Here is a 12,833-nt window from a genome sequence, read left to right as displayed (position 1 = left end):
GAAACGAAACAGCGCCGATGATAGTGTAGCATTTGCTATGTGAAAGTAGGACATTACCAGGCTTCAAATTGTAGAAAGCCCGAATCTAACGATTCGGGCTTTTTTACGTCTACAGAAAAGTAAAATGTGCGCAATTAACACACACTCACATCAATACACATCACGTAGGTCGGGCGAGCGTAGCGACTCCCGACGCTGATATACTGCGTAGCGTACCGATTTTATATTGTAGAGCGTCCGAATCTAATGATTCGGGCTTTTTACGTCTACAAAAAAGTGATTCAGGTATTCCTCTATAGCGGAGCGTCTCTTAGTGAATAATTCACTTAATTTAACGAGTTAAAGTGCTCGCTGATGCGAGCGTAGCGACTCCCAACGTTAAAATCACATCGAGAATAACTACAGTTTTCTTATTTCACGAGCTGGGTTACCCGCTACTACAGTATTAGGCATTACACTTTTAGTAACGAAAGCACCCGCAGCCACAACACTATTTTCACCAATACTCACACCCGCTAAAATAATTACACCTGCGTCAACCCATACGTTATTGTCTAACGCGATAGGTGCTGCAAATTTTTCTTTAATAAGCCTTTTTGCTGGATTAGTAGCATGTGACACAGCTAAGAGCTGAACGTTCGGGCCAATTATAAGCAGTCATCACAAATGGTGATTAAGTAATTGGCCAATGGCTAGTTGAGGTGTGTAATTAATATTTATAAAAGTAGGATTGTTAATGAAGGCTGAGATATTTAGTCGTTAATCGCTATTTAGTAGTTTTACCTAGTTGTCTTGTTCTAAATTTTATATAGATACTTCTAATAAAGTACTTAAGAAAACTGTACTATTACAGGTGTTTTAAAATAACTATAACGAGAAACATATGAAATTATTAACTGCAGCAACTTTAATAGTTGCTTCATCGACAGCTTTTGCACGCCCTGCACCGCTAGTGTCTATTCCTACTCATGATGCCTTTTTTAATAGTATTGCAGCGCATTGCGGTAAAGCTTTTGAAGGTGAAGTAGCGGTAGATAACGCGAAAGGGCCAAGCTCATTTACAGATAAAAAGCTGGTTATGCATGTACGTAAATGTAGCGAGACTGAGTTACAAGTGCCGTTTCATGTAGGAGACGATGCATCACGTACGTGGATCATAACTAAAACGGGTAGTGGCTTGAGTTTAAAGCACGATCATCGTCATAAAGATGGAACAGACGACGCATCAACTATGTATGGTGGCCATACGCTTGATGCAGGGTTCTCGCAAATGCAGTCGTTTCCAGCAGACCAATACTCTAAAGAGTTATTCGTGAAAGAAGGCATTGCACAGTCTGTAGGTAATACATGGCAAATGTATATTTACCCAGAAGTATTTACTTATCGATTAATTCGCCAAGGACGTGAGTTTAAGGTGGATTTTGATTTAACTAAACCGATTACTCCACCATCAGCATCTTGGGGTTATAAAGACTAAGGTTACTTACCCTTGTTTGTATCTTCTTTAGTTTCGCATTGTAGTAAAACACTTAAATCTGGTTGGTAAGCACGTGGTTTTGTCGGAAAGCGCTCGTACTCTTGCACGCCTTCAAGTATTTTCAACATAAAGGTATTGCCGCGGCATAGACGGTCCGCATGGCGTAATAAAAATACACTTTGATTGGTAAAGTGTTTGTAATCGTCTGACTGGATTTCTATTTTATAGTTGTCTTCGCCAATTTTGGTTTGGTAGTAATGCACTTTGTTGTCAAAGTCGTAGAGCTTCTCTGTTTCGGCTTTTTCAGCAAGTGCAGTATTTGCACTTGAAAGGGCCACCAGTGTAGCGCCTATAAATAAGCGTGGTGCGTTTATTCCTTTCATAAAATGTATCCTTTAATTTGCGAACTTTATACCCATTAATAAGAGTAATAAGGTCGATTTCTTTACGTATTAGTCTAACACCCAAAAAGGGAAAGTGTGATGTTCAAACAAATAAAACAACTTTTTGCTGTATTCGATGAACAGCAGCCAAGTATGCAAGAGCACGATTTAAAAACAGCTGTTGCTGCATTATTAATTGAAGTTATGCGTGCAGATACCAAGCTTGAACATGATGAACAACGAACCCTGACTGTAACCTTAAAAAAGTATTTTAATTTAACAGATATTGAGGTTAATGAGCTTACTAATAACGCGGCAAGCAGCTTAGATGATTCGATAGATTACTTTCAGTTTTCAAAACAGATTAATGAGCATTACAGCGCGGCGCAGCGAATAGAAATAATAGAATTATTATGGCGCTTAGCCTATGCCGATGGAGAAATAGATCCCCAAGAAGACTACGTAATACGTAAAGTAGCAGGGCTTTTATATGTAACGCATACCGATTTTATCGCCGCAAAACTCGCGGCGACAAAGTAATTAGTTATTTAGGCGTGCAGGTTATCTTAACTTACTTGCAACGCTTACTAACTGATGAGCAAGCGCCAATACTCGCTCTGCAGTAACAGGTTCATTAATTTGCCCATTTTCATCAAACAATGTGTGTACAGCGGGTACTGCAAGTTGATCGGCAAGCACTAACGATCCAATACCACTTAATATATCACGTACATGATTTAAACCGCGTAACCCACCAAGTCCACCTGGTGATGCTGAAAACAGCGCCACTACTTTATTACGAAAAGCAGGAACAGCACCTTGCTCTGTGCGCGATGCCCAATCAATCGCATTTTTAAGTGCTGCAGTTATAGAGCCGTTGTACTCTGGGCTTGCTAGTAAAATACCGTCAGCTGCACGTAGTTTGTCTTTTAAAAGCTGTACATCGCCTGGTGTACCTTGCGCTTCAATATCTTCGTTAAATAGTGGGATGTTTAATTCGTTTAGTTTTATTACTTCTACTTCAGCACCTGTTTGTAGAGCAAAACGTGCTGCCTCATTAATAATTTTTTGATTAAAGCTTTCTTGTCGAAGACTTCCTGCTAGGGCGATAATTTTTGGTACTGACATGCTAGTGACCTTTTAGTGTTTAAACTTACAACGCTAATGTAGCAAAATTTTGCTTGTAGAAAACCCCAATAAACGCAACACTTGTGTGCGTAAATGCACATAAGTATAAGGTAAGCAGCATGGCGATAAAATTTAAAGATTGGCAAGACGTTAAAGTAGCGTTTGAAGTAGCACGATTAGGCACGTTAACGGCGGCAGCAGAAGAGCTTAATGTGCACCACAGCACAGTACTTAGGAGAATTAATAATCTTGAAAAAAACTTAAATGCACGCCTTTTTCATCGCCATGCCCGTGGTTACAAGGTTACTGAAATTGGCACCAAGTTATTTGCAACAGCACAAACTATCCATAGCTCCTTAGAGCAGTTACATAACGATATAGCAGCAGCCGATAGCACCCTTAGAGGGAGTTTATTACTAACGACGGTAAGTGGTTTTATGGATGTACTTGGTGATGTATGTGAGCAATTTCAGTCGCTACATCCACAAGTGCAGCTTGAGGTTATTTTAGAACAAAAAAGATTAAGACTCGATCACGGACAAGCACATATTGCAGTGCGTGCAGGCCCAAGACCAGATGAAGGCGATTATATTGCTCAGCATTTGGCGCAGCTTTCATCGGGTTTATACGCTAATAAACGTTACATTAATAAATACGGCATGCCTAAATTATTAAGTGATTTACAACAACATAATTTTGTATCAGGTGTGGCGGGTTTTAATGCCCGCGTGCCTTATTTTGCATGGGCTGATGAACATATTCCTGCATCGCAAATAAAGCTGCGAGTGTCCGAAACCTCAGAAGCAACTCGTGCAATAATTAAAGGGCTAGGTATTGGCGGATTACAACATGATGTGGCAGCGCAATATTCTGATTTAGTACCTATATTGCACAGTGATTTAAGCTGGCCTACCGATGTATGGTTAGTCACGCATCACTTAGTACATCGCACTGCTAAAGTACAAGCTTTTGCAGGATTGTTGAAAACACACTTTAGTAAGTTAGCTGCTAATCAATAATTTTAGCTGTGTTTTGAATGATTATAGTGTTTTTTTTACTTCTATCCCTAGGCGTTTAGCCAAGCGTACTAAGTTAGCTCTATCTAATTCAAGCACTCTTGCTGCTGCTGACCAGTTGTAGTTATGCTTCTTTAATTGCTCAGTAATTACGTTGTATTGCAACGATTCTACAGCTTGCTTTAAAGGTTGGTTGATTAAGGTGTTGGTTGTAATTTGGCTTGCTACTAGAGAGTTTTGTGGCGCACTTGGGGTTAAATCACAGTGCTCGCTTGTAATGGTTATTATTGGATTTTGCCATTGGCTTTGTTTTGCTTTTAGGGCGCTGCGGCTAATGACATGTTCAAGCTCGCGAACGTTACCTGGCCAGTTGTACTGATTAAGCAGTACTTGCGCTTCAGGGCTTAGTTTTAATTGTTTTATCCCTAATTTACGGGCTGTTTGCTCAATAAAATAACCAGCTAAGAGTGTTATGTCGTGCTCGCGTTTACTAAGTGGTGGCACAGTAATAGGGTAGACACTGAGGCGATGGTATAAATCGGCTCTAAAGCGACCTTGAGCTACTTCTTCTTTTAAATTTCTGTTGGTTGCGGCAACTACGCGTACATCTACGTACTTTGGCGTGTCTTCTCCTACCGTTTGTATTTCGCCACTTTGTAGCACTCGTAATAGTTTACTTTGCATGGTCAGGGGCAGTTCGCCTATTTCATCTAAAAATAACGTGCCGCCATCAGCTAATTGAAATTTACCTTGGCGCGAATTTTGTGCGCCTGTAAAAGCCCCTTTCGCATGACCAAAAAATTCACTTTCAGCAAGGTTCTCAGGAAGCGATGCACAATTTAAGTGAATAAGCGGTTGATCTTTTCGAGCTGAATTTAAGTGAATATTACGCGCTACAAGCTCTTTCCCTACTCCTGTTTCACCTAATATAAGCACGCTAAAGTTAGATGCTGCAACGAGTTTAATTTCGTTTTTAAGTGTTTGCATTAGCGGACTTTGACCAATAATTTCACCGCCATCTCGTGTTAACGCTTCACGATTTAGTTCTTGCACTAATGCACTTGAGTGCTGTGCATGCTGTTTGTAATGGGCAAGCTCTAAAGCTGTTTTAAAGTGCGCACTACACAGTGTTTGTAAAGTATTGAGTGTATCAGCGCTTATGCTGTTAAATGCATTGGCGTTAAGGCTATCAAACGTAAGTACGCCAAGTAGCGCGTTTTTATCATAAAGAGGTAAACCTAAACATGCATGTACCGGTATGTCGCCGGTTTTAGCTAATAGCAATCCGTCGTATGGATCGGGTAGTGGGCAGTCGTGCGCAAATTGTAGCGCGAGTGTGCTTTTGCAAATAGCTTCTAGACGAGGGTGTTCTACTATCTTAAATCGCCTGCCAAGACTGTCGGACATTAATCCTTTAATTGCCAGTGGTTTTAATTGCTCACCCTGAAGCACTAATAACGCGCTTGCATCACTAGGAATCACCCGCTCAACCGTTGCTAGTAATTGATCAAAGCTATGCTCGTGTAGTGTACTTTGAGCAAGCTCTAGAGCAACTTGGGTAAGGTTGAATTGCTGGTTCATGTCAAAATGACCTGTTTGTGTTCTTATGAGTTAATTTATAGTAGGTCATAAAGACTCATACTGTAAAGTGGTTTAATTTAACTTATTGAATTTAATTAATTAAATTTGTTGGCACAGTATGTGTAATAGCTAAGTAACGTAGTTAGTTACAGAGATCGCCATGAACACACTAATGCTGAATAATTTAAATAATCAAACACAGTTTAGTTCACTATACGAAACAGTATTATTTGCTGCCAATACTGCATTAGCTGTGAGTTTAGTGTGTATTACGGCAAGTATTTTAATTAGCTACCCGTTTGCTGAGTACTTTTCCATGGCGGTGCAAGTATCAGCTCATATTGGCACTATTGTTATTGCTGCTATTTTAAAAGTAAGTTACGTACTGCGCTGTGTTGCACAACATGGTTTAGGGCAGGAGGTACGATAATGCGCCCTATAAACTTAACTGAGCCAATGCCAGCACGCGTTGCTATTCATCAAGTATCTCAATGGCCATTATGGATGCTCGCTTTTAGACCTTTCTTTTTAGGCGGTGGCTTATTGGCATTTTTGTCGGTGGGGTATTGGCTACTTATTTTAACAGGCCATGCAAGTTGGCACTTATCGATACCTGCGACATTATGGCACGCGCACGAAATGCTGTTTGGCTTTGCAGGAGTTGTAGCTGTTGGCTTTTTACTTACCGCTGCACAAACATGGACAGGCGTGCCGAGCATAAGTGGCAAAGCCCTTATGTGGCTTACGTTTATATGGCTTGCAGCGCGCTTAGCTTTTTTTGTGATATTGCCTGATATTGCTCATTTTAATTTATATGCTGCACTTACATTACAAGTTATTTGGTGGTTAGGCGCCATAGCCGCGTTGGCTAATATGTTATTAAAAGCCAATAGCAAAAGTAACTATCCGTTTTTAGCTATTTTGGCTGTGCTTTGTGGGCTCAATGTATTGTATTTAATACTCATTTTACAGAAAAACATGCAGCTTGCACTTGGTGTGGTTGATACCGCAGTACTAGTAATTACTTTACTAGTTGGCATTGTTGCTGGTCGCGTTTTACCATTTTTTACCGCTAAAGGTCTAGGTTTAACCGCACAAGTTCGCACTCCTAAAATAGATAAAGCGGTGATGTATTTATCTATTTTGGCTATCACTTTATTTTTCATCAACAAGTTGTTTTTGAACACGATTAATCCTGCGTTAGTTGTTGCAACTGTTGCTGCGCTTCACCTGGTCAGGGCTGGTTTTTGGTGGGATAGCAAGGTATTGAGAGTGCCGTTGTTATGGTCTTTACATTTTTCCTACTTAGCGTTAGGCGTAGGGTTAATGATGGTTGCATTTAGCTTTTATAGCAGTGCAATACAATTTAAAGATGCGCTGCACTTAATCACTATTGGCACAATAGGTATGATGATTTTAGCAATGATGACGCGTGTATCACATGGTCATACAGGGCGTACACTCGCTATTCCTCATTACATGGCTGTTGCTTTTGCGTTTTTGCTTGTGGCCGCTATTACTCGTTCATTACTCCCTTTTATTATTGGGCCTCACCTTGCTTGGCAAATAAGTGCTTTGCTGTGGTTAGTGGCTTTTTCATTATTTTTAATTCACTGCACACCTATATTAACGCGGCGTCGTGTTGATGGGCGTCGTGGTTAGTTCATCCATAGGAAACACATATGTTATCTGATAAAACCATTGAGATTGTAAAAAGCACAGTTCCGTTATTAGCGCAGGCGGGTACGGTTGTTACCGATCATTTTTATAAGCGTTTATTTAGCCATAATCCTGAGCTTAAAAATATTTTTAATATGGCGAATCAAGATACAGGTCGTCAGCAATTTGCACTTTTTAATGCATTGGCTGCGTATGCACAAAATATTGATAATTTAGCCGTATTAAAAGAAGCGCTAACACGTATTAATCATAAGCATACAAGCTTGAATATTTTACCTGAGCATTACCCTATTGTAGGTGCACACTTAATTGGTACGCTTAAAGAGCTTCTTCCTGAGCAATTTACTCCCGATGTTGAATACGCTTGGCGCGAAGCTTACGGCGTACTTGCTGATATTTGTATAACCGAAGAAGCTGCTTTGTATGAGCACAGTAAAAATAAACACGGTGGTTGGGCGGGAACTCGCCAATTTGAAATAACCAACAAACAGGCTGAATCAGAACTAGTAACGAGTTTTACACTTACGCCAGTTGATGGCGAAGCTGTTATTACACATAAACCAGGGCAGTATTTAGGTATTAAAGTTAAGCCAGAGGGCGCTGAATATGAAGAAATTCGCCAATATTCTATTTCACAAAAAAGTAACGCTAAAAACTACCGTATTAGTGTTAAAAAAGAGCTACAGCCAAAGCCTGGCATGGTGTCTAATTATTTACACTCATTAGAGCAGGGCACTATTGTTGAGCTATACCCGCCGGCAGGAGACTTCTTTTTACGTAATAATACAAGTCCAGCGGTACTCATTTCAGCAGGTGTTGGGCAAACGCCAATGCTAGCAATGCTCGAAACGTTATTAAGCGATAACTCTAATCAAAATATTATGTATTTACATGCCTGCGAAAATACTCAGCAGCATTCGTTTTCAAAATATTTAAATGATTTAGCAACGAAAAATAACCATTTGCAAACAATGACCTGGTTTAATCAAGCGACAGAGGGCGCTGACTTTACTGGGTTAATGAACCTAAACGCAGTACAAGCACAGCTACCATTGAGTAATGGCGACTTTTACTTATGTGGTCCTGCCGGTTTTATGGCATTTATAAAAAACCAGTTACTTGAGTTAGGTGTTAAAAACGAGCAGATTCATTATGAAGTGTTTGGTCCGCATCAAGACTTGTAATAACGCTTTAAAATAGAAAAAGGCGCGCAGCGATATGCTGCGCGCCTTTTTTATTAATTTATAAACATTAATAAAGTGCCTTATAACTCTTTACAGGTAACACCTTCAAGTACTGTAGTAAGCTCTTTTTTAGGATAGTAAAGCTCGCATTGATTATTACGTAGTTGCAAAATAAACTTCTCAGATTTTATATTATGCGCGCCCATAATTACTCTGCCATCAGACCCTTTACTCATTGCATGATCAATTAGCAGTTCGCTACGTTTAGTAAATACCGAATCGGCAAGTGTTACTAATGTGCCTCCCTTCGCTTGTTGAATTGCCTGTTGTAGTGTTGTAATAACGCTGGGATTAACGCTCGTTAATATAGCGGGTTTAGCAGGCTCACTATTTACACTTTGGCATCCGCCTAAAGCGAGCAAGGTGGCTAATGGGAGTAATAATTTAGCCATTACCTTTCCTCACCCAGCGTTGGCCAAGTTAAGTCCATATTACGCTGGGTAAATTGCTCAGGCATATTTAAAGGAATGAGAGATTCACGAGAGCTTGAAAAATTAGCTGGCTCTGCTTTTGCAGCAGCCGTTCTAACTGGACAACTGCCATTCTCAACATGAAATAATGCGGTGGCTAAAACGGCCTCGTCACTGTCGCCTAACTGATGATCAAAGTCGTCCTCAATTTCACAACCTTGAACATCAGCATCAAATTGTGGCGTAGGGGTTGGTGTAAAACCCGCAGCGTATTCGCCAAATCCTTTGCTATTTACGCCACTAAATTGAATAGTGTAATAGGTTGTTGCGCAGTTATGAGTTGGGGTAAAGCCATAGGGCTTACCGCAGGTTGTGTCGCCAATTAAAATAACTTCTGCGTCTATACCTTTTAAACCATTAATAAAAGCTTCTGATGCCGAACAGGTGCCTGATGTGCTTAATACATAAACCTTCGATAGGTTTAAATCAGGTAGGTTTTCACCTGTGCTAAAAAAAGTAGAGTAATCTATTTCTTCATCAATAAATGGGAAGGGCGAATCAACGGGTTGTTTATCGTTTTGTTGAGTTTGATAATAAAAGCGGTTGTTAACGTTGGCATTACCGGCAACCATATAAGCTAATTGTGCCGACAGTGCTAATAAACCACCACCGTTATATCTAAAGTCGATTACAAGCTCATCAATACCATCGGTTTTAAACTTATTTACCGCATCAATAAGTCCTTCTTGGGCAATGCTTATATGGCTATTAAATTGCATGTAACCCACGCTTGAACCATTTGCGGTTGTAATCGTTTTAACATTTTGAACAGGTGTTTGTTCAATATTGCCAGCGGTTACATTAAATGTTTTTTCGGCGCCATCGTTACTGCGTACAACAATAGTATGTGAGTCGCCGTTAGTAGGACTAAATAAACCTTCGTTAAGCGTATCTACACCCGACTCTGTATTGGTATTAATGCTAACACCGTCAACTGAAAGTACAGTATCACCACGTTGAAAGCCTATTTGGCTTGCAGGCGAATCATCTTCAAGATAAGCAACGCGTAAAATACGATCGGCTGTATCGCCAATAAACGCCCAATTTATACCGTAACCAGAAGTAACGCCCGATTGCGCTTCTTGAAAGTAATCTTCAGTAGGTTCTGAAAAATGAAAGTTATCTTTTTTTGCACCTGAGTCGGTAAGCTGCTCTGTTTTTAATTGAGCGAAGTAATCGGCTACTGTTGTAAAGCTTTCAGGGTCGTTATCGGCAATCTCATCATACCAAAGGTATGTTTCGTCGCTCCAAGAGCGAAGCCAAAGCTTTTCATAAAGGGCAGAACCCGCTTGATCTGGGTAGGGGTTGTTGTTATTAAAGGGATCGTTACCCGTACGAGGGGTTTCGCAAAAGTTTTTTAAATCGTTAGAGGGTTCAAATACCCCCGCTGTCCATGTTGGGCTGCTATTAACAGGTGTTGTAACTATAGGCGTGGTAACTACAGGAGCAGAGTCGATACCGCCTCCGCCGCCACAACCTGTTAAAGCAAAGCCCGAAAGCACTGCAAAAATAGCAAGCGAGGTTTTATTATTTTTAAACATAGTTAAGAACTTCCTGTAAATAAGTTGTTTAAAATGTTACAGCACTCGCTCGTTTATTCAACATTTATAACTTTGATTTATGTAAATGAGTGTTAAAGCTTAGAGCTTGCTCGCACTACTTGTATCTGCAAATGCTTGCTTTTTCCACGCATTAAATAACTTTTGCTGTTTATCAGAGATTTTTAAACCGTATGTTTTTTGCATGTAAGCGTAAGTGTCGGCTATACGTTTACGTGCATAGACAGGCGGTTCAACTACACGTTGCTTAAAGTTTACTTTTACTTCGCAACGACCATATTGTGTGGCGTTTTCGCTAAGCATGCCAAAACGATAATTAGAGCGATCGGCATTAATTTCGCCAATAGCTGGCGCTAAGTTATTTATATCGGCTTCCATTTTTCTAAATTTAGCACTTACTTTACGGCAGTTTTTACGTCCGCCATCTTGCCAACATTGTAGCTGATGACCAAATTCCCACGCCGGAACAATGTGTTCCCATTCAATACGTAGTGCTCGTACATTTACTTTGCCTGAGCGGGTAAGTGTATTTCGAGGAATGTAACCACAGTTAGAAGGATCAGGAATGAGTTTTTTGCCTTCTTTTTTAATATCACAACCGCAGTAAATACTTTTGGCGTTGCCAGGGAGGGTTTTAATTAAATGTCTTTTAGCCGTTGAAAAACGGGTAAATTGTTCGGCTGATACCGAAACGCACACACAACAAGCCAGTAAGGCCAGAATAAATCGAGTCATATCCATCACAAATGTGAACTACAGGAACAGGCAGTTTAAAGCCTTGAAGATAAAAGATAAAGTTAACTTAAGGCCTGCACTTATATTACTAAAAAGTGTCCGATTAATTTTTTATTCAAAGTTATTTTCACTATTCATTTATTTCTTACTATTTATCGTATTTTAACCACACAAGATTATACGTTAAGGAGTATGCTTAAAGCTTACTCAATATGGGGATTTGGATTGCAAATGAAATTTGTTGATTATTATGCAGTGCTCGGAATATCGCCTGATGCAGACGATAAAGCGGTTAAAGTAGCTTATAAAAAATTAGCCAGAAAATATCACCCAGATGTAAGCAAAGAGCCTCAAGCAGAAGATAAGTTTAAAGAAATAGCAGAAGCTTACGAAGTCATTCATAACAAAGAAGAACGCACTAAATACGACGAGTTACGTCGTCATCAACAAAATCGTGCTCGTCAACAGCAAGGTAATTATGGTGGTAACAATGCCTCATCGCAAAGTAATTATCAGCAAAGCGATCCTCAAACCGATCAAGAGTTTTCTGATTTTGTTAATTCAATGTTTGGCGGCGCCGGTGGATTCAATCGTTCCGGGCAGAGCAGAAGTAACGCCGCTCGCGCGCAAAAAGGACAAGATGTGGAAATAGAGTTCCCGATTTTTCTTGAAGAGACTTTAGTTGATACCGTTAAGCCTGTTGAGTTTATGTTACCGCAGCGAGATAGTAGTGGTCGTGTCTCTGAAATTAAAAAATCACTTAAAGTGAAAATTCCCGGAGGTTCAGTAAATGGCGAACGAATTCGACTAAAAGGGCAAGGCGGATTAGGGTCAGCGAACGGGCAAAATGGCGACTTGTACTTACAAATTAGTTTAGTGCCCCACCCATTATTTGATGTTGAAGGTCATAACCTAAATATAGTCGTCCCTCTTGCACCATGGGAAGCGGCTCTTGGTACAAAAATAAATTTACCTACGTTGGCAGGCAAAATCCAATTAACTATTCCATCTAATAGTCAGTCTGGTCAACGCTTGCGTATTAAAGGTAAGGGATTAATGAGTAAAAAAGCCAAAGGTGATTTATTTGCTGTGCTTAAAATTGTTAATCCAACATCTGTTGATGATACCAGTAAAAAACTTTGGGAAGAATTAGCCGAAAAAGCTCACTTTGATCCCCGTAATAACTGGAGCAAGCCATAATGCAAATTATCGTGACACAAAAAGATGATTTACTTACTAGCAAAGAGCTATGTTTGAGTAGTGATATTAGCGAAGCAATTTTATATGAGCTAGTTGAGCACAATATTGCGGTTCCAATTGAGGGGAAGCATGTTACGCAGTGGCAATTTACGGTATCTGCAGTGACCTTAGTTAAAAAAGCGGCCCGTATTCAACATGACTTTTCGTTAGATTGGTCGGCAATAGCTTTAGTTTTACAATTGCTGGATGAGCGTGATGAGTTGATTTTCGAAAACGAAATGTTAAAGCGACATTTGAGTCGATTTAAACACTTGGAATAAAATCTGCCCTTGGGTACTTCCTAGGGCTTATTTACTCTTT

14 protein-coding genes and 1 pseudogene are annotated in these 12,833 nt (G+C 40.0%); 8 read left to right on the top strand and 7 right to left on the bottom strand.

Features of this window, described 5'->3' with window-relative positions; all coding sequences use genetic code 11:
• Window positions 1-399: 399 nt before the first annotated feature.
• A pseudogene (locus I6F47_RS18305) lies at window positions 400-738 on the bottom strand (DapH/DapD/GlmU-related protein); the annotation flags it as partial.
• A gap of 145 nt (window positions 739-883) precedes the next feature.
• Between I6F47_RS18305 and I6F47_RS18300 the strand changes: the two are divergent.
• Window positions 884-1,477 (top strand): hypothetical protein, encoded by a 594-nt coding sequence (locus I6F47_RS18300; RefSeq protein WP_197184316.1) that lies wholly within the window; start codon window positions 884-886, stop codon window positions 1,475-1,477.
• A gap of 2 nt (window positions 1,478-1,479) precedes the next feature.
• Here I6F47_RS18300 and I6F47_RS18295 read toward each other — a convergent pair whose 3' ends face one another.
• On the bottom strand, window positions 1,480-1,860 hold the full coding sequence (locus I6F47_RS18295) for a hypothetical protein (RefSeq protein ID WP_024591701.1): 381 nt from the start codon (window positions 1,858-1,860) through the stop codon (window positions 1,480-1,482).
• A 99-nt stretch (window positions 1,861-1,959) separates the two neighbouring features.
• On the opposite strand from I6F47_RS18295, the gene I6F47_RS18290 reads away from it, so the two are divergent.
• Window positions 1,960-2,400: a tellurite resistance TerB family protein gene (locus tag I6F47_RS18290; RefSeq protein WP_197184315.1), complete on the top strand. Its 441-nt coding sequence runs from the start codon at window positions 1,960-1,962 to the stop codon at window positions 2,398-2,400.
• 21 nt (window positions 2,401-2,421) lie between these two features.
• Here the strand turns inward: I6F47_RS18290 and I6F47_RS18285 are convergent, their stop codons facing one another.
• The gene (locus I6F47_RS18285; protein WP_165722806.1) at window positions 2,422-2,988 is read right to left on the bottom strand and encodes an NADPH-dependent FMN reductase; all 567 of its coding nucleotides are present in this window, start codon (window positions 2,986-2,988) and stop codon (window positions 2,422-2,424) included.
• A 119-nt stretch (window positions 2,989-3,107) separates the two neighbouring features.
• Between I6F47_RS18285 and I6F47_RS18280 the strand changes: the two genes are divergently transcribed.
• Window positions 3,108-4,007, top strand: coding sequence for a LysR family transcriptional regulator (locus I6F47_RS18280; RefSeq protein WP_197184314.1), 900 nt, complete (start codon window positions 3,108-3,110; stop codon window positions 4,005-4,007).
• A gap of 21 nt (window positions 4,008-4,028) precedes the next feature.
• Here the strand turns inward: I6F47_RS18280 and norR are convergent, their stop codons facing one another.
• Window positions 4,029-5,585 (bottom strand): nitric oxide reductase transcriptional regulator NorR, encoded by a 1,557-nt coding sequence (norR, locus tag I6F47_RS18275; protein WP_165722804.1) that lies wholly within the window; start codon window positions 5,583-5,585, stop codon window positions 4,029-4,031.
• Window positions 5,586-5,745: 160 nt separating this feature from the next.
• On the opposite strand from norR, the gene I6F47_RS18270 reads away from it, so the two are divergent.
• From I6F47_RS18270 to hmpA, 3 genes are read left to right on the top strand one after another with little or no spacing between them, the layout of a single operon-like run.
• Entirely contained in the window at window positions 5,746-6,015 is a 270-nt protein-coding gene (locus I6F47_RS18270; RefSeq protein ID WP_007584928.1) for a hypothetical protein, read from the top strand.
• On the top strand, window positions 6,015-7,247 hold the full coding sequence (locus I6F47_RS18265) for an NnrS family protein (RefSeq protein WP_165722803.1): 1,233 nt from the start codon (window positions 6,015-6,017) through the stop codon (window positions 7,245-7,247). The genes I6F47_RS18270 and I6F47_RS18265 overlap by 1 nt, the downstream gene beginning before the upstream one ends.
• Before the next feature lie 20 nt (window positions 7,248-7,267).
• Window positions 7,268-8,449: an NO-inducible flavohemoprotein gene (hmpA, locus tag I6F47_RS18260; protein ID WP_165722802.1), complete on the top strand. Its 1,182-nt coding sequence runs from the start codon at window positions 7,268-7,270 to the stop codon at window positions 8,447-8,449.
• Window positions 8,450-8,529: 80 nt separating this feature from the next.
• Here hmpA and I6F47_RS18255 read toward each other — a convergent pair whose 3' ends face one another.
• The 3 genes from I6F47_RS18255 to I6F47_RS18245 form a co-directional block, all read right to left on the bottom strand.
• Window positions 8,530-8,901, bottom strand: coding sequence for a hypothetical protein (locus tag I6F47_RS18255; RefSeq protein ID WP_024591696.1), 372 nt, complete (start codon window positions 8,899-8,901; stop codon window positions 8,530-8,532).
• Window positions 8,901-10,520, bottom strand: coding sequence for a S41 family peptidase (locus I6F47_RS18250; RefSeq protein ID WP_197184313.1), 1,620 nt, complete (start codon window positions 10,518-10,520; stop codon window positions 8,901-8,903). Before I6F47_RS18250 ends, I6F47_RS18255 begins: the two co-directional genes overlap by 1 nt.
• Before the next feature lie 99 nt (window positions 10,521-10,619).
• Window positions 10,620-11,273: an endonuclease gene (locus I6F47_RS18245; protein ID WP_197184312.1), complete on the bottom strand. Its 654-nt coding sequence runs from the start codon at window positions 11,271-11,273 to the stop codon at window positions 10,620-10,622.
• A 231-nt stretch (window positions 11,274-11,504) separates the two neighbouring features.
• Here I6F47_RS18245 and I6F47_RS18240 point away from each other — a divergent pair, with 231 nt between their 5' ends.
• A complete protein-coding gene (locus I6F47_RS18240; protein ID WP_197184311.1) occupies window positions 11,505-12,473 on the top strand; it encodes a DnaJ C-terminal domain-containing protein in 969 nt (322 codons plus the stop codon).
• Complete coding sequence (locus I6F47_RS18235) at window positions 12,473-12,793, top strand: chaperone modulator CbpM (RefSeq protein WP_007584937.1); 321 nt, start codon at window positions 12,473-12,475, stop codon at window positions 12,791-12,793. The genes I6F47_RS18240 and I6F47_RS18235 overlap by 1 nt, the downstream gene beginning before the upstream one ends.
• The last annotated feature ends 40 nt before the right edge of the window (window positions 12,794-12,833 follow it).

Origin of the sequence: Pseudoalteromonas sp. NZS37 (assembly GCF_015864265.1) — a bacterium.
Taxonomy (GTDB): Bacteria; Pseudomonadota; Gammaproteobacteria; order Enterobacterales; family Alteromonadaceae; genus Pseudoalteromonas; species Pseudoalteromonas arctica.
This window is presented reverse-complemented; position numbering and strand designations above follow the sequence as displayed.

Excerpts from the sequence above, each read along its gene's own strand:
- I6F47_RS18245 (WP_197184312.1), bottom strand. The coding sequence starts at position 11,273 with ATGACTCGATTTATTCTGGCCTTACTGGCTTGTTGTGTGTGCGTTTCG.
- I6F47_RS18285 (WP_165722806.1), bottom strand. The coding sequence starts at position 2,988 with ATGTCAGTACCAAAAATTATCGCCCTAGCAGGAAGTCTTCGACAAGAA.
- I6F47_RS18300 (WP_197184316.1), top strand. The coding sequence starts at position 884 with ATGAAATTATTAACTGCAGCAACTTTAATAGTTGCTTCATCGACAGCT.
- hmpA (WP_165722802.1), top strand. The coding sequence starts at position 7,268 with ATGTTATCTGATAAAACCATTGAGATTGTAAAAAGCACAGTTCCGTTA.
- norR (WP_165722804.1), bottom strand. The coding sequence starts at position 5,585 with ATGAACCAGCAATTCAACCTTACCCAAGTTGCTCTAGAGCTTGCTCAA.
- I6F47_RS18295 (WP_024591701.1), bottom strand. The coding sequence starts at position 1,860 with ATGAAAGGAATAAACGCACCACGCTTATTTATAGGCGCTACACTGGTG.
- I6F47_RS18240 (WP_197184311.1), top strand. The coding sequence starts at position 11,505 with ATGAAATTTGTTGATTATTATGCAGTGCTCGGAATATCGCCTGATGCA.
- I6F47_RS18235 (WP_007584937.1), top strand. The coding sequence starts at position 12,473 with ATGCAAATTATCGTGACACAAAAAGATGATTTACTTACTAGCAAAGAG.
- I6F47_RS18270 (WP_007584928.1), top strand. The coding sequence starts at position 5,746 with ATGAACACACTAATGCTGAATAATTTAAATAATCAAACACAGTTTAGT.
- I6F47_RS18255 (WP_024591696.1), bottom strand. The coding sequence starts at position 8,901 with ATGGCTAAATTATTACTCCCATTAGCCACCTTGCTCGCTTTAGGCGGA.
- I6F47_RS18290 (WP_197184315.1), top strand. The coding sequence starts at position 1,960 with ATGTTCAAACAAATAAAACAACTTTTTGCTGTATTCGATGAACAGCAG.
- I6F47_RS18265 (WP_165722803.1), top strand. The coding sequence starts at position 6,015 with ATGCGCCCTATAAACTTAACTGAGCCAATGCCAGCACGCGTTGCTATT.
- I6F47_RS18280 (WP_197184314.1), top strand. The coding sequence starts at position 3,108 with ATGGCGATAAAATTTAAAGATTGGCAAGACGTTAAAGTAGCGTTTGAA.
- I6F47_RS18250 (WP_197184313.1), bottom strand. The coding sequence starts at position 10,520 with ATGTTTAAAAATAATAAAACCTCGCTTGCTATTTTTGCAGTGCTTTCG.